A 13,384-nucleotide genomic window follows, 5' to 3' on the forward strand; every position below is an offset into this window, starting at 1 on the left:
CGGAAACCGCCGGTCCGGTTCGGCTGTGTCACCGTCCGTCCAGCGCGGCCCGTACGATCGCCGCCGCCTTGCCCGCCGCCAGAACCGGCGCGGTGCTGCGCGCGGTGCGGCCGAGCATGAAGGCGCCCTCCAGCAGGGCGATGACCGAGGAGGCCGTCTCCCGGGCGGCCGGTCCAGCTGTCGAAGACCTCCCATAGTGACAGTGACACTGGCAGAGGCATTGGCAGCCAACCGAGTCGGAGGCACGGACATGCCGGAGATCGAACTCAGCGCGGGAACCATCGACTACGAGGACACGGGAGGCAGCGGCCCGGTGGTGGTCCTGGTCCCCGGCCTCGGCTTCGACGAGTCGGTCTGGGCCGACGTCGTCAGCGGACTGAGCCCCGGCTTCCGGGTGCTGATCCCCGTCCTGCCGACCGGCAGCCACCGGCGCCCCATGCGCCCCGGCGCGGACCTCTCCGCGCACGGCGTCGCCGGCCTGCTGGCCGAGTTCATGGACGGTCTGGACCTGCGCGACGTCACCCTCGTGCAGAACGACACCGGGACGGCGCAACTCCTGCTGGGTGTACGGGACGAGCGCATCGCCCGGCTGGTCCTCACCTCCTGCGAGGCCCTCGACAACTACCCGCCCGGTACCCAGGGCCGGCTGCTGACCGCGGCCTGCCGGATCCCCGGCGCGCTGTTCCTGCTCATCCAGTCCTTCCGCTTCCCCTTCCTCGCCCGTATGGAGACCTCGCTCGGCGGAATGGCGAGAACGCGGCTGCCGAAGGAACTGATCGCCCGCTGGTACCAGCCGTTGCTGACGAATCGTCACATCCGGCGGGACTTCGCGCGGTTCCTGCGCAGCACCCGGCGGGACTGCTATCTGGAAGCGGCCCGGAACTTCCCCGCGTTCACCCGCCCGGTCCTGGTCGCCTGGGGCGCCGAGGACCGCATGATGCCGCCCGAGACCGGCCGCCGGCTGGCCCGACTGCTCCCGGACGCCCGCTACGTGGAGATCCCGGACGCCCGCACGCTGGTCCAACTGGACAACCCCGCAGCCCTCGTCGCCGAGATCCGCGACTTCGTCGGGGCGCACCCCCTGCCCGGTGAGCACTGAGCGCGGACCGCACGCCGGGCGCGCCGGGGTGGGGAGAACTACCGGAACCGGGTGGAGGCAGCCCCCCGCCCGTCCCGGTGACTGGCAGGCTGTTCCGGCCGGGCGGCCGTGCCCAGACTCGACGCATGACGATTTCCACCGGCGCCTCCCCCGAGTCCGCGGCGCCCGCCGCCCGATCCGGAACGCCCTGCTCCACCGCCGGCAGCGACTACGCCCGGCTGTCCCGGCGCGTCGCCGAGGCGGGCCTGTTCGAGCGGCGCCCCGGTTACTACACGGCACGGCTCGGTACGGTGATCGCGCTGCTGGCGGCCGGCTGGGGGACGTTCCTCGCGCTCGGTGACAGCTGGTGGCAGCTGGCCGTGGCCGCCTTCCTGGCCCTGGTGTTCGGACAGGTCGCCCTCGCGGCACACGACCTGGCCCACCGCCAGGTCTTCCGGCGGCGGCGGCCGAGCGAGACCTGGGGCCGGCTCTTCGGCAACCTCGGGATCGGGATGAGCTATGGCTGGTGGATGGGCAAGCACACCCGCCACCACGCCCACCCCAACCACGAGGAACTCGACCCCGATGTCGCCCCCGAGATCCTCGTGTGGTCCACCGGGCAGGCCCGCGCCAGCCGCGGCGTGGCCCGGCTCATCGGCGGACACCAGGCACTGCTGTTCCTCCCGCTGCTCACCCTGGAGGGCCTCAACCTGCACGTCTCGAGCGTGCGGGCGCTGCGCTCACCGGCCGTGAAGAACCGCCCGCTGGAGGGGGCCCTGCTCCTCCTGCACATCGCGGGCTACCTGACCGCGCTGCTTTTGGTGCTCAGCCCCGGCAAGGCGGTGGCGTTCCTCGCCGTGCACCAGGCTCTCTTCGGTGTCTACCTCGGCTGCACCTTCGCCCCCAACCACAAGGGCATGCCCACCTTCACCGGTGACGAGCAGCCCGACTTCCTGCGCCGCCAGGTCCTCACCTCCCGCAACGTGCAAGGCGGCCGGCTCACCGACGTACTGCTCGGCGGGCTCAACCACCAGATCGAGCACCACCTGTTCCCGAGCATGCCCACGCCTCATCTGCGACGGGCCCGGCCCCTCGTCCGCGCGTACTGCGCGGAGGTCGGGGTGCCCTACCACGAGACCGGGCTGATCCGGTCCTACCGCGAGGCCCTCACCCATCTGCACCGCGTGGGGGAACCGATCAGGCGGCAGCGCCGGGCGTCCGGACACCCGGAGGGCGCGTGACGGCGGTGGCCGCGGGGCCGGCCGGACGGTCCGCCGCCGTCCCCTGCGCCGCTCAGGTGCGGACCAGTGGCGTGTCCTCGCCGTCGACGGAGTCGGGGACAACGTCACCGCCCTGGTCCACCTGGCCGGAGAGGTCCGGGCCACCTCCCGCCGACTGCCGCCGCGCCCTCTCCGTTCCCGCCCCCACCGCTCGCGGGCGGACGCGGGCGGCTCACGCCGGGGCAGGGCCGTGGCCGTCGCCGCGGGCCATGCCGTGGGCGACGGCCTCCCGGATCATCGCCGCCACGGCCTCCGACTGGGACAGAACGACGGCGTGCGAGGCGTCCAGCGCATGTTCGGTGGCCGTCATGCGCTGGGCCATGAACCGCTGGGCGGAGGGGTTGAGCATCCGGTCGGCGGTGGCGACGGCGTACCAGGACGGGGTGGAGGCCCACGCCGGAAGGCCGGACCTCTCGGTCAACGCCAGCCTGTCGAGAGGCTGTTGGGCGGCGGCCAGCAGGCGTGCGGTACGGGACGGGAGGTCGCCGGCGTACACCTGCGCGAACCGTTCCGCCCGGATGTACATTTCGCCGCGGCCTCCTGCGGTGACGGTGGCGTCCGCCATCGGGGTGGGGGCGAAGCGGCACAGCACGTCCTGGACGCACTCTCCGGCGTCGAGGCCGAACGCCGCGACGTAGCACAGCGCCAGCAGGCCGTCGCACGCGGCGGCCTGGGTGATGACCGCGCCGCCGTAGCCGTGGCCGACCAGGACGACCGGCCCGTCCGCCCGGTCCAGGAGGGCCTGGAGGCAGGCGGCGTCGTGCGCCAGGCCGCGCAGCGGGTTCACGGGGGCGGCGACGGCCAGCCCGGCGGCCCGCAGGTGGCCGATGACCCCGCTCCAGCAGGAGGCGTCGGCGAACGCCCCATGCACGAGCACGACGGTCGGGGGTACGGCGGTGGGTCTGTGCATGGCGGTGGCCTCCGGCTGGGTTCGATGGGCCAGCCAAGCGCCGTCGGCCGCGCCGCGCCTCACGCGAACGTACCAACCCGGGCGCTCAGTTCTCGCCCAGGGAGGCCACCAGATTGGCCAGCTGCACCCGGGAGTTGACCGACAGCTTGCGGAAGACGGACGTGAGATGGGTGTTGACCGTGTGCGGGGAGACCACCAGAGTCTCGGCGGCCGACCGGTTGGTGTGGCCCTCCGCGATGAGCCGCGCGACCTTCTTCTCCGAGGCCGTGAGCGCCTCCCAGCCCTGCACGGGGTGCGGCGCGGCCTGCGCCCGGCGGCTGCCGGCCCCCCCGCGCTCAAGGAGCCGCAACACGGACGCCGCCGGGGCATGGGCGCCGGATGCGGCGTACAGGCCGTGGGCCTGGGTCAGGACGGTCACCGCCTCGGTCCTGCGTCCCGCCGCCAGCAGGGCCGGCCCGAGGTCGGCGCACGCGGCGGCCCGGACCAGCGGGCGGGGGCTCGCCCGGAGCAGTGTCACCGCGTGTTCCAGCAGGCCGAGGTCGTTGCGGACCAGGCCCATGGTGTGCGCCGCGAGACCGGTGGCGGTGGGTACCGCCGGGTTCCGCGCGGCGTGCGCCCCGGCCTGCGCGGCCAGGTCCTCGGCGAGCGCGTGTTCCGCACCGCGCAGCGCCATGCGCACCGCCGCGTCGACCCAGTCGCGCAGCAGCCGCCAGCGCATGAACGGTCCCACCCGCTGCACCCGCCGGATCGCCTCGACGGCCGCTGCGACGTCCCCGTCGGCGTCGGCGTGCACGGCTTCCAGGAAGTGGACCACGGCGGTATTGCCGGGGTTCGGTCTCCTCGTCCGTCTCTCCCGCGCGGCGGCCAGGTGGTGGCGAGCGCTGTCCCGGTCGCCGCGCAGCAGGGCGATCCGGGAACGGACCACCCGCGCGTTCACCTGCTGGACGACGGCCTTTACGTCATCTTCCAGACGTTCCATCGTCACGAAGGCGGTCTCCGCGTCGTCGAGCCGGCCCAGCCCCAGCTGGTACTGGGCCTGGGCCCACTGGAGCATCGCCTGCCGGGGTGAGCTTGCGTCGTCCGCCGCCCGCTGCAGCAGCCGTTCACCGCAGGCGAAGTCGTCCAGGTGCAGGTGCGCGACGATCTCCTCGGGCAGGTAGGCGCCGTCGACGGCGCTGAGCGCGGCGAATCGTTTCAGCGCGAGGGCGTTCTCCCCGGCGTTCTGCGCGATCTCACCGAGCGCGGACAGGGCCAGCACATGCGCCTCCCGGTCCTGGGCCGCGGTGGCGTCACGCAGGGCGTCCTCCCCGGCCGTGCGCGCCGCGACCAGGTCCTCCCCCCGGGACAGGGCGAGCGCCCGGAGCGCGGCCAGCCGTGCCGCGACCTCGGGGGCGGCCCCGCCGACGGCCAGGGCGGCCTCGGTACGGCGGCGCAGCTCGTCGGCGAGGTCCATGCTCCACAGGGCCCCGCCCAGGGCCGCCTGGATCCGGCCGAAGGTGTCGAGGGGCGGCCGGCAGGCCAGCAGCCGGTCGGCGGCGGCCAGCGCCTCCCGGTCCCGGCCCGCGCGGGTCAGGCAGATGATCGCCCGCTCCCCGGCCGCGAATCCCGACGGGCGTGGCGGCGGCACCAGATCCAGCGCGCGCGTCATGAGGTCGGCCGCCAGCCCGGGGGTGACCGGCAGGACGTCGTCGGCGGCCCGGTGCAGCAGCGCGGCCGCCTCCTCGTCGCCGGGCCGGGCGCTTCTGAGGATGTGCGAGACGGCGTCGATCGGCCGGTGGCCGGCGGCGACGAGATGGCCGGCCGCCTCCCGGTGCAGCGCCTTGCGGACCGACGGCGGGATGTCGACGTAGACCGCCTGGCGCAGCAGGTCGTGCCGGAACACCAGTTGGTCGCCCTCGTCGTCCAGGAGTCCGGCGTGGACCGCCTCTTGCAGCGCCTCCAGCAGCGCGGCGGGCGGCCGGCCGCACAGGGCGGCGGCGGCCGGGAAGGCGAAGGCGCGGCCCAGCACGGACCCCATCTGGAGGAAGCGCAGCGTGCCGGGCCGCAGGGAGGCGAGCCTGCCGCGCACCCCCACGACCAGGCCCTCGGGCACGGGTTCGCCCGACGGACCGGCGGCGCGCAGGCCCGTGAGCATCTCGACGGCCAGGAACGGGTTGCCGCCGGCGCCTTCGAGCAGCTGCCGCACCCGGTCGTCGACGGCCGCGCCCAGGACGTCTCCGGCGAGTTGCCCGATGGCCGGGCCGGACAGCGGGCCCAGGGCGACCGTGACCGTGGTGAGCGCCTCGCGCGCGGCCGTGGCGATCTCCTCCGGCGGCCCGCCTGGACCCTGGCGCCTGGTCAGCGCCCACAGGACGGGTGAGGTCCGCAGGCGGGCCGGCAGGTGTTTCAGGGCGAAACGGCTCAGCGGATCGGCCCACTGGATGTCGTCCAGAGCGATCACCACCGGGCCGCCGCGGGCTCTGGACTCGATCGCCTCCGCGAGCCGCTCCACGAGCCAGATCCGCTGGTCGTGGCTGCCGGCGAGGTCGGTGAAGGCGTCACCGGACAGCAGCGGCCGGTCGCCGTGCAGAAGGCTCGCCGCCAGTGACGACAGGGGCGCGATGTGGTGGAGTTCGTCGGCCTTCCCGACACCGGCCGCGAATCCGGCGGCGCGGGCCCGGGTGACGGCCTCGGCGAGCAGCGCGGTCTTCCCGATGCCCGCCTCGCCCTCGATCAGGGCCAGCGCGCCGCTTCCGGTCCCGGCCACCGCCGCGATCAGGGACCGCACCCTCTCCTGCTCGGCCTCCCGGCCGCGCAGACCGTCCCGGGACAGCGATCCGTCTGCCGCCGTCACTCCCGCCCCTTCCGTGTTCCGCGCCCACCGCCGAAGCCGGGAGCGCCCCGCGAGCGGTGACTCCGCTCCGTCACGCCGGCTGCCGGTACCGGAGCCCGGCTCCGGCCCCGGCGGACGACACGCCGGGGACACTATGACAAGGAACGACGGGTTTGCGCACATCCGGGGGGCGGGGGCGGGGGCGGGGGCGTACGGCGGGCTGGCCCGCGAGGGGCCGGGCCGAACGGGAGGGGCGGTCGGCGCGGGACGGGAACGTACGGCGGACAGCTCCGAGGGGCCCTCCCAGGACGGGGACGGCCGGCAACCATGGAAGGCAGCGCCGCGAAGCCCGGGCGGGGGCGTCAACGGCCGGCGGGCAGCGCCGCGGAAGCCCCGGCGGGGCGAGGACGGCAGGGACGGTGGGACGCGGGTGTGGGCGCTGCCAAGTGATGGTCAACGGACCCTGGCGGATGGCCGCCACGAACCGGACGGAGAAGCCGCACCGGGGCGTCGCCCCCCTCCCGGTCCGCACGGCGGGGCAGACTCGCGATGCGATCCGCGCCGACCGGCGAGGAGAACCCGACGCACTCCGGCAGGGGCAGCACACCGCGACCGCGCCCCTGGGGACGCCGGGGCGCCGGTCGGGGCGGGACAGGGCGGGTCAGGGACGGCTCCAGCCGGCATTCGCGGCGGAGAGCCGGTGGACCGTGACGGACGTGGCCGCCAGCAGCGCGAGCGCGAGGCCCAGGGTCAGGACCAGATGGCCGTGGCGCAGCAGCAGGGCTCCGGCCAGGGCACCGGTGAACATGGCGAGGACGGACAGGATCCGGCGGCCGGGCCGGGGGGCCTCGCCGCCGGCCGGTGTGGAGTCCGCGGCCAGCCCGGTCAGCGTCAGGGTCAGCACGGTCGTGGTGAGGTCCGGGACGCCCAGCCGCCGGGCCACGGCGTTCTGGCACCCCATCGCGAGCCCCAGGAACACGATGAGCGCGTACTGGACGCCGGTGGTGACCCGGCCGTCCGCACAGGCGGCCACGACGACGGCCACCGCCACGAGCACCGTCTGGGCCCCGGTGGCCGCCCTCAGCAGGTGGCCCCGGTGCGTCGCGAACCGGGTGCCGAGTGCCCCTCCGGCGAGCGCGCCGAGCAGGAAGGAGGCGATGGCGGTGAGGGAGGCGAGCGCCGACAGGTTCGCCGCACCGCCGAGAGCGAACCCCAGGAAGACGACGTTGCCGGTCATGTTGGCGACGAAGACGTGGTCGAGCGCCAGATAGCTGACGGCGTCGACCAGACCGGTGACCAGCGTCAGGGTGAGCAGCAGCGGGGCCAGCGGCCCGTGCCGGTCCCCGGCGGGCGGTACGAGCGTACGCGCGGCGTCAGTCAGCAGCTTGCGCATGGGGGACTCCTCGGGTCGGGGCCGGGGCGCGGTGCAGGACCGCCCGGGTGAGCAGGCCACTGGTCGGGCCGGTCACCAGGGCCGGGAGGACGATCCACACCGGCCAGGGGGTGAGCCCGGCCGCGTGGTCGAGGGACCAGCGGCCGGGCCCGGTGAGGGCGAGCGCGGCGCAGGCGGCGACGAGGACGAGGGGGTACTCGTAGCCGTCGTTCTGCACCCACAGGCCGTGGACGCGTTTGACGGTGCCCGCGACCGTCATCACGCCCATGGCGGCCATCGCCGCCAGGGGAGTGAGCAGCCCGGCGGCCAGGAACAGGCCGGCCCCGATCTGGCTGGTCCCGGCGACGACGGCGGTGAGCCGGCCGCCCAGGAACCCGTCCTGGCGGAACTCCTCGGTCCCGCCCGCCAGACCGTGGCCGCCGAGGTGGAAACTCACCTTCTGCACCCCGTGCCCGGCGATGAGCAGCCCCACCACCAGCCGGAGCACCAGCAGTCCCGTGTTCATCTTCTCCTGCCTGTTCCTGACGTGTCGGTGGTGCGGGTCAGCCGGCCGCGTGGGCGCCGATGACGGCCTGGGCGTAGACGATGCCGAGGCCGTAGGCGCCCCCGTGCTCCTTCACGACGTCCGTCACGGCCGCGTAGGTCTCCGTGCGAGCCCAGTCGCGCTGGAGCTCCAGCAGCACCTGCACCCAGGTGACGGGGACGGCGCCGGCCTGGATCATGCGCTGCACGGCGTGCTCGTGGGCCTCGGGGCTGACACCACCGGAGGCGTCGGTGACGACGTAGACCTCGTAGCCCTGGGCCAGCGCGGACAGGGTCGGCAGCACCACGCACACCTCGGTCCACAGACCGGCGATGACGAGCTTGGGCCGGCCGGTGGCCTTCACGGCCTCGACGAAGGCGGCGTCCTCCCAGGCGTTCATGCTGGTGCGGTCGATGATCTTCTGGTCGGGGAAGACCTCCGCGAGCCGGGGGAGGATCGGGCCGGAGAAGGACTCGGCGGCCACGGTGCTCAGCACGACCGGGACGTCGAACGCCTTGGCGGACCTGGCCAGGCCCAGGGTGGCGTTGATGATGGCGGTACGGTCACCGCTGCCGGTGCCGAAGAACATCTGCGGCTGGTGGTCCACGAACAGCACGGCGCAGTTGTCCGGCGTGAGCAGGTCCGGGCCGGGAGCGGGGGTGACCTTGGAAATGTCGACCATGAGGGTGGGCCTTTCGGGTACGGGACGGCACGGACCGCTGTCCGTGCCGTGGAGGGGCGCCGTCCGGAGGGACGGCACCGGCGGGTGGGAACCAGGAAGGGGCGGCTCGCCGAGCCCGGCCCCTTCCTGGACTTCGGAGGACGGATCGGGGAAGCGGTGCACAGCGCGGTCGCGCCGGCCCCGCCCTCACGCTAGGCACCGTCGGCGTGGCGCCCTTCCTCTGCGCGCACCCCCACTGGTCTCCCCGTGCACGCGGCCCGGTCGGCCCGGGTGACCACGATGACGAGCGCCGCGCACAGCAGGCCGGCGACGAGCGCGGGAGCCGGCGTGAAGGCGGCCGCCGGCACCGCGACGGCGACGGCGGGGAACGCGAACCGCTCGACACCGCCACGCCGGTGGGGGCGCACGTGCACGGCCCACACCGTGCACAGGAACACCGCCATCGGCACGGTGACCGCGGCACGCGCGGCCAGGGGCACCGCGTCACCGTGGCGCTGGGTCAGCACGGCGTACGCGGCCAGGCCGGCGCCCTCGGCCGCGGCCGAGGCGAAGACCGGGAAGTGGCCGTACGCCCAGACGAACCTCCTGCGGGCCGCCCGGTGCGTCGTGGCGAGGATCGTGTGCGCGGGCCGGGCGAAGTACAGCCACCACATGGCGAAAACCATGAGCAGACCGCCCGCCGCCAGCAGGTACAGCGCGCCGGAGTCGCGGTGCCGGCCGAGCGCGTCACGGACCGCGCTGGTGGCGGCGGCCACGGACTCGCCGAGCACGATGAGGACGAACGACTCGTAGCGCTCCGCGATGTGACGCGGATGCCACGGGGTCGTCCCCGCCGACTGCGCCCACACCGGGACCGCCAGCTCGCCGGCGATCATCACGAGGATCGCCGGCAACCGCGCCTGCGCCGGGAGGAACAGCAGCCCGATCCATCCCAGTTGGCACAGCGTCACCCCGGCGGCGAAACGCAGCGCGGTCCGGCGCCGGACCGGATCCGACCGTGCGGCCCGCAACCACAGGGCGGCCAGGGTGGTCCGCAGGACCGCGTACCCCAGGGTGATGATCCGCAGGTCACCGTCCTGGAAGGCCCGGGTGACCCCCGCCGCCAGCACGAGTGAACCGGTGATCTGCGCCAGCACCGTCAACCGGTACGGCACGTCGTCCGGGTCGTAGGCGGAGGCGAACCAGGTCAGGTTCATCCACGCCCACCAGACCGTGAAGAAGACCAGCGCGAAACGCAGGGCGCCGGAGCCGGCGTGCCCGCCGGCCACCGCGGCGCTCAGCCCCCGGGAGGCCTCCGCCACGGCGATGACGAAGCACAGGTCGAAGAGGAGCTCCAGGGACGTGGCCGTCCGGTGCTCTTCCCCGGGATCCCGACCCCGCATGGTCCCTCCGGGACGCAGCCGCCCCGCGACGCCTCGCGGTGTACGCCCCGTGAGACGGCGACCCGTGACACCGGGGAGCACCGCGCCGGCCCGTTCGCCCACTGTTGTTCCTCTCCTCGCGCCCGTCGGCCCGGGCAGCCGTCGCGAGCGTAGAGGGGACCGGGCGGCCGGCTGAGCCTGCGGGCGCACGAGAAGTTGCCCCCGCGCGCACACACCGCTTGCCGGGCGCCTCGAGCGGCCCCGGCGGGACGCGGAGGGCGCGGGACGGCGTCAGTGGTCCCGTCCGGGCGCGGACCTGGCACGACCCGACGCCGCCCGCGATGTCGAACGGACCCCCTCGGGTTCCGGTCCGGGACGGTGCCCTGATCCGCCGGGGCGAACGGGGCGGTGCCAGCCGGGGGAGCGCCGCGCGCGCCCCGGGCTGGCACCGCCCCGGAGTGGTCCGGCGCCACTGCGCAGGCGATCGCGGCGATCCGGAGCCCGCCGTACGGCACCATGACGCCATGGCGCACGTCGCGTTGTTCCACTCGGTTCTCGGTCTGCGCCCGGCCGACCTGCTCGCCGCCGAGCGGCTGCGGCGTGCCGGGCACGAGGTCGTCACGCCCGACCTCTTCGGCGGCGAGACCGCGGCCACCCTCGACCAGGGGTTCCGGCTGCTCGACCGGGTCGGCTGGGCAGCCGTGGCCCATCGTGCCCGGCAGTCCCTCGACGGCATGCCGGACGAGACGGTGCTGGCCGGTGTCTCCATGGGCGCGGGCGTGGTCGGCGAGGTCTGGCCCGAACGTCCCGCTGCCGCCGGTGTCCTTCTCCTGCACGCCACCGCCGACCTTCCCGCGTCCGCCCGTCCGGGGCTCCGGGTACAGCTGCACGCCGCCGAACCGGACGACTTCGCACCGCCCGAGCGCGTCGCCGCGCTGCACCGGGCGGCCCGGGAGCGGGGCGTCCACCTGGAGGTCTTCCGCTATCCGGGCGCCGGCCACTGCTACACCGACCCCGGGCTCCCCGACCACGACCCGGCCGCGGCCGGGCTGACCTGGCGCCGGGTCCTGGACTTCCTCGCCCCCCGGCCCACTCCCTAGTGGCCGCCGGCCTCCCCGCCCGTGCGCTGCTGGAGTTCCCACAGGGTCCGGAAGAGCCCGGGCTGCCGGGTGAGTTGCGCGTACGTCCCTTCCTGCACCACGTGTCCCTCGTCGAGGACGACGATCCGGTCCGCCACCGCGACGTTGGCGAGCCGGTGTGTGATCAGCAGGATCGCGCGCTCCTTGGCCAGCTCCCGCAGTCCGGTGAAGACGCGGTGCTCCGCCCGCGCGTCCAGGGCGGCCGTGGGCTCGTCCATCACCAGCAGGGCCGCGCTCCGGTGGAACGCCCTGGTGAGCACCACCCGCTGCCACTGTCCGCCGGACAACTGCTGGCCACCGAACCACTCCGACGTCAGCAGGGTGTCGAGACCCGACCGCAGACCCGGCAGCAGGTCCGCCGCCCCGGACGCCTCGCAGGCGGCCAGGACGGCAGCGTCGCTGGTGTCGCCCTGCCCGAAGGTGATGTTGTCGCGGAGCGTCAGCGGCAGGTGGGTGTACGTCTGCGGGGCCAGCGCGACGTGCTTCCACGCTTCCCAGGGCGCCAGCTCCGCCGTGCTGACGTGGTCCCACGCCACGTCGCCGGACGTGGGCAGCAGCAGACCGCACAGCAGCCGGGACAGGGTCGACTTGCCCGACCCGTTCTCCCCGACCAGCGCCACGATCTCCCCGCGCCGCACCTGGAGGGACACCCCGCTGAGACTGTCCCCGGGAGCGCCGTCGTACCGGTAGGTGACGTCGCGGACCTCGAACCGCTCGGGCGGCCCGGGCAGCGTCCCGCCGCCCCGGGAAGCGGCCATGGCCTGCCCGTGGGCGTTGTCGAGGAACTTCTGCCAGTCCTGCACGTACCAGCCGGTGCGGATCAGCCGGGCCCCGCTGTTGATGATGCCGCGCACGGATCCGGTCGCCGTCTGGAGGGCGAAGACGGCGCCGCCTCCGGCCGCGAGGTTCATACGGCCGGAGGCCAGGAGCCAGAGCAGCGCCGCCCACACCGCGGCCGACGCCGCTCCGCCGGCGACCGCGCCGGCCAGCCCCATCCACACGCCGGAATCCGCTGCCCTGCGCTCCGCGGCGTTGACGGACGCGGCGAGCCGCCGGTACCGGCCGAGGAGGAACGGCCCGGCCAGGCAGGCCCGCATCTCCTCGCTGGACTCCGCGTAGGCCATGTGCCAGCGGAGCTTGTGCAGCATCCGCCGCCGTCCCGAGGTCTCCAGGGCCGCCAGGTACAGCACGCGCGCGGCCCGCACGTACGCGGCGGCCTGCGGGAGGCACGCCAGGAGGAGCAGTGGGAGCAGCGCGGGGTGCAGCACGGCGAGGACGGCCGCGCCGGCGGCGAGCGTCGCCGTGGCGGCCAGCACGTTCTGCGCCTCGTCGACCAGGTCCGGAGTGACCTGGGCGCCCCGGTCGGCGATGTCGTAGAAGTCGTTGTAACCCGGCTGGTTGTGCGCCGCCGGCTCCGCGCCGAGCGCGGCCTCGATCATCGTCAGCTCGGCAGCCCGGGCCAGCACCGGCCGCAGCCGTCCGGTCAGCCACGTCACCATGATGCCCAGCAGGGCGCGCGCACCGGTGGCCGCGGCGATGACCGCCAGCTGGGGGGCCGCGTCCCGCAGGCGCTCGGTGAGGTCACCCGACGAGATCAGCGCGGTGATCGTCCCTGTGACCGCGAGGAGCCCCAGGGCGGAGAGAACGCCGGTGCCGGCCTGGCACGCCAGCAGTCCGGCCGTGGCGCCGCGGTCCGCCCGCCACGCCATCCGCAGGGACCGCAGGACCAGCGCGGGCAACCGCCGCGCCATCGTGCCGGTCGTCATCTGCGCGCCGGCCCGGAGCCGGGACTCGTCGCGGTACAGGAACTCCTCGTCCTGGGCGCTGTGCGCGGCGTCGGGCGGGATCGTGCCCGATGGGCCGGGAATCGGTTGTCCCTGTGTGCTGGCCGAAGTCAACGTGGTCCCCCTCGACGGTCGCGCGGCTGGCTCGGAAGGCTCAACGACCCGGCGGGGTTCTCGAACACATGTGTTTCGGCCGTGCCGGGAAGCCCGGGATCGCGCCCACACCGGAGCCCGCCAGCGCACCGGTCCTTGCCGCACAAGGGCCCGGCCCGGAACGGGCGGTGACCGAAACGCCGAGCGTGCCTCGGCCCGGACGGCGTGGAGGCGCGGGACCGGCCGGCGAATGAAGGCCGCCCGGTACTGAGCGTGACCATTCGCCTCTTATGCGTGCACAGCCGGCACATGTGCGCCGAGTATCACCC

General features: G+C 74.7%; 10 protein-coding genes. 3 read left to right on the plus strand and 7 right to left on the minus strand.

Features of this window, described 5'->3' with window-relative positions; translation table 11 throughout:
- Positions 1-250: 250 nt before the first annotated feature.
- Together ACGFT1_RS17085 and ACGFT1_RS17090 are read left to right on the plus strand one after the other, a co-directional pair.
- Entirely contained in the window at positions 251-1,099 is an 849-nt protein-coding gene (locus ACGFT1_RS17085; protein ID WP_373909773.1) for an alpha/beta fold hydrolase, read from the plus strand.
- 125 nt (positions 1,100-1,224) lie between these two features.
- Positions 1,225-2,319, plus strand: coding sequence for a fatty acid desaturase (locus ACGFT1_RS17090; RefSeq protein ID WP_373909774.1), 1,095 nt, complete (start codon positions 1,225-1,227; stop codon positions 2,317-2,319).
- A gap of 211 nt (positions 2,320-2,530) precedes the next feature.
- Here the strand turns inward: ACGFT1_RS17090 and ACGFT1_RS17095 are convergent, their stop codons facing one another.
- The 6 genes from ACGFT1_RS17095 to ACGFT1_RS17120 form a co-directional block, all read right to left on the minus strand.
- Positions 2,531-3,268, minus strand: coding sequence for an alpha/beta fold hydrolase (locus ACGFT1_RS17095; RefSeq protein WP_373909775.1), 738 nt, complete (start codon positions 3,266-3,268; stop codon positions 2,531-2,533).
- An 85-nt stretch (positions 3,269-3,353) separates the two neighbouring features.
- The gene (locus ACGFT1_RS17100) at positions 3,354-6,101 is read right to left on the minus strand and encodes an AAA family ATPase (protein ID WP_373909776.1); all 2,748 of its coding nucleotides are present in this window, start codon (positions 6,099-6,101) and stop codon (positions 3,354-3,356) included.
- 640 nt (positions 6,102-6,741) lie between these two features.
- Complete coding sequence (locus ACGFT1_RS17105; protein ID WP_373909777.1) at positions 6,742-7,473, minus strand: YoaK family protein; 732 nt, start codon at positions 7,471-7,473, stop codon at positions 6,742-6,744.
- Positions 7,454-7,978: a DoxX family protein gene (locus ACGFT1_RS17110; RefSeq protein WP_373909778.1), complete on the minus strand. Its 525-nt coding sequence runs from the start codon at positions 7,976-7,978 to the stop codon at positions 7,454-7,456. The genes ACGFT1_RS17105 and ACGFT1_RS17110 overlap by 20 nt, the downstream gene beginning before the upstream one ends.
- A 37-nt stretch (positions 7,979-8,015) precedes the next feature.
- Positions 8,016-8,678, minus strand: coding sequence for a hydrolase (locus ACGFT1_RS17115; RefSeq protein WP_373909779.1), 663 nt, complete (start codon positions 8,676-8,678; stop codon positions 8,016-8,018).
- Positions 8,679-8,869: 191 nt separating this feature from the next.
- Positions 8,870-10,060 (minus strand): low temperature requirement protein A, encoded by a 1,191-nt coding sequence (locus tag ACGFT1_RS17120; protein WP_373909780.1) that lies wholly within the window; start codon positions 10,058-10,060, stop codon positions 8,870-8,872.
- A 503-nt stretch (positions 10,061-10,563) separates the two neighbouring features.
- On the opposite strand from ACGFT1_RS17120, the gene ACGFT1_RS17125 reads away from it, so the two are divergent.
- The gene (locus ACGFT1_RS17125; RefSeq protein ID WP_373909781.1) at positions 10,564-11,139 is read left to right on the plus strand and encodes a dienelactone hydrolase family protein; all 576 of its coding nucleotides are present in this window, start codon (positions 10,564-10,566) and stop codon (positions 11,137-11,139) included.
- Here the strand turns inward: ACGFT1_RS17125 and ACGFT1_RS17130 are convergent.
- Positions 11,136-13,076 carry an ATP-binding cassette domain-containing protein gene (locus tag ACGFT1_RS17130; protein WP_373909782.1) on the minus strand — a complete coding sequence of 647 codons (1,941 nt, stop codon included), beginning with the start codon at positions 13,074-13,076 and terminating at the stop codon, positions 11,136-11,138. The two genes, ACGFT1_RS17125 and ACGFT1_RS17130, sit on opposite strands and share 4 nt — an antisense overlap.
- Positions 13,077-13,384 lie beyond the last annotated feature (308 nt).

It is taken from the genome of Streptomyces sp. Y20 (genome assembly GCF_043195475.1).
GTDB lineage: Bacteria > Actinomycetota > Actinomycetes > Streptomycetales > Streptomycetaceae > Streptomyces.

What these genes read in the sequence shown, in the direction of transcription:
- ACGFT1_RS17090 (WP_373909774.1), top strand. Translation starts at nt 1,225, where the DNA reads ATGACGATTTCCACCGGCGCCTCCCCCGAGTCCGCGGCGCCCGCCGCC.
- ACGFT1_RS17095 (WP_373909775.1), bottom strand. Translation starts at nt 3,268, where the DNA reads ATGCACAGACCCACCGCCGTACCCCCGACCGTCGTGCTCGTGCATGGG.
- ACGFT1_RS17110 (WP_373909778.1), bottom strand. Translation starts at nt 7,978, where the DNA reads ATGAACACGGGACTGCTGGTGCTCCGGCTGGTGGTGGGGCTGCTCATC.
- ACGFT1_RS17115 (WP_373909779.1), bottom strand. Translation starts at nt 8,678, where the DNA reads ATGGTCGACATTTCCAAGGTCACCCCCGCTCCCGGCCCGGACCTGCTC.
- ACGFT1_RS17085 (WP_373909773.1), top strand. Translation starts at nt 251, where the DNA reads ATGCCGGAGATCGAACTCAGCGCGGGAACCATCGACTACGAGGACACG.
- ACGFT1_RS17105 (WP_373909777.1), bottom strand. Translation starts at nt 7,473, where the DNA reads ATGCGCAAGCTGCTGACTGACGCCGCGCGTACGCTCGTACCGCCCGCC.
- ACGFT1_RS17125 (WP_373909781.1), top strand. Translation starts at nt 10,564, where the DNA reads ATGGCGCACGTCGCGTTGTTCCACTCGGTTCTCGGTCTGCGCCCGGCC.
- ACGFT1_RS17120 (WP_373909780.1), bottom strand. Translation starts at nt 10,060, where the DNA reads ATGCGGGGTCGGGATCCCGGGGAAGAGCACCGGACGGCCACGTCCCTG.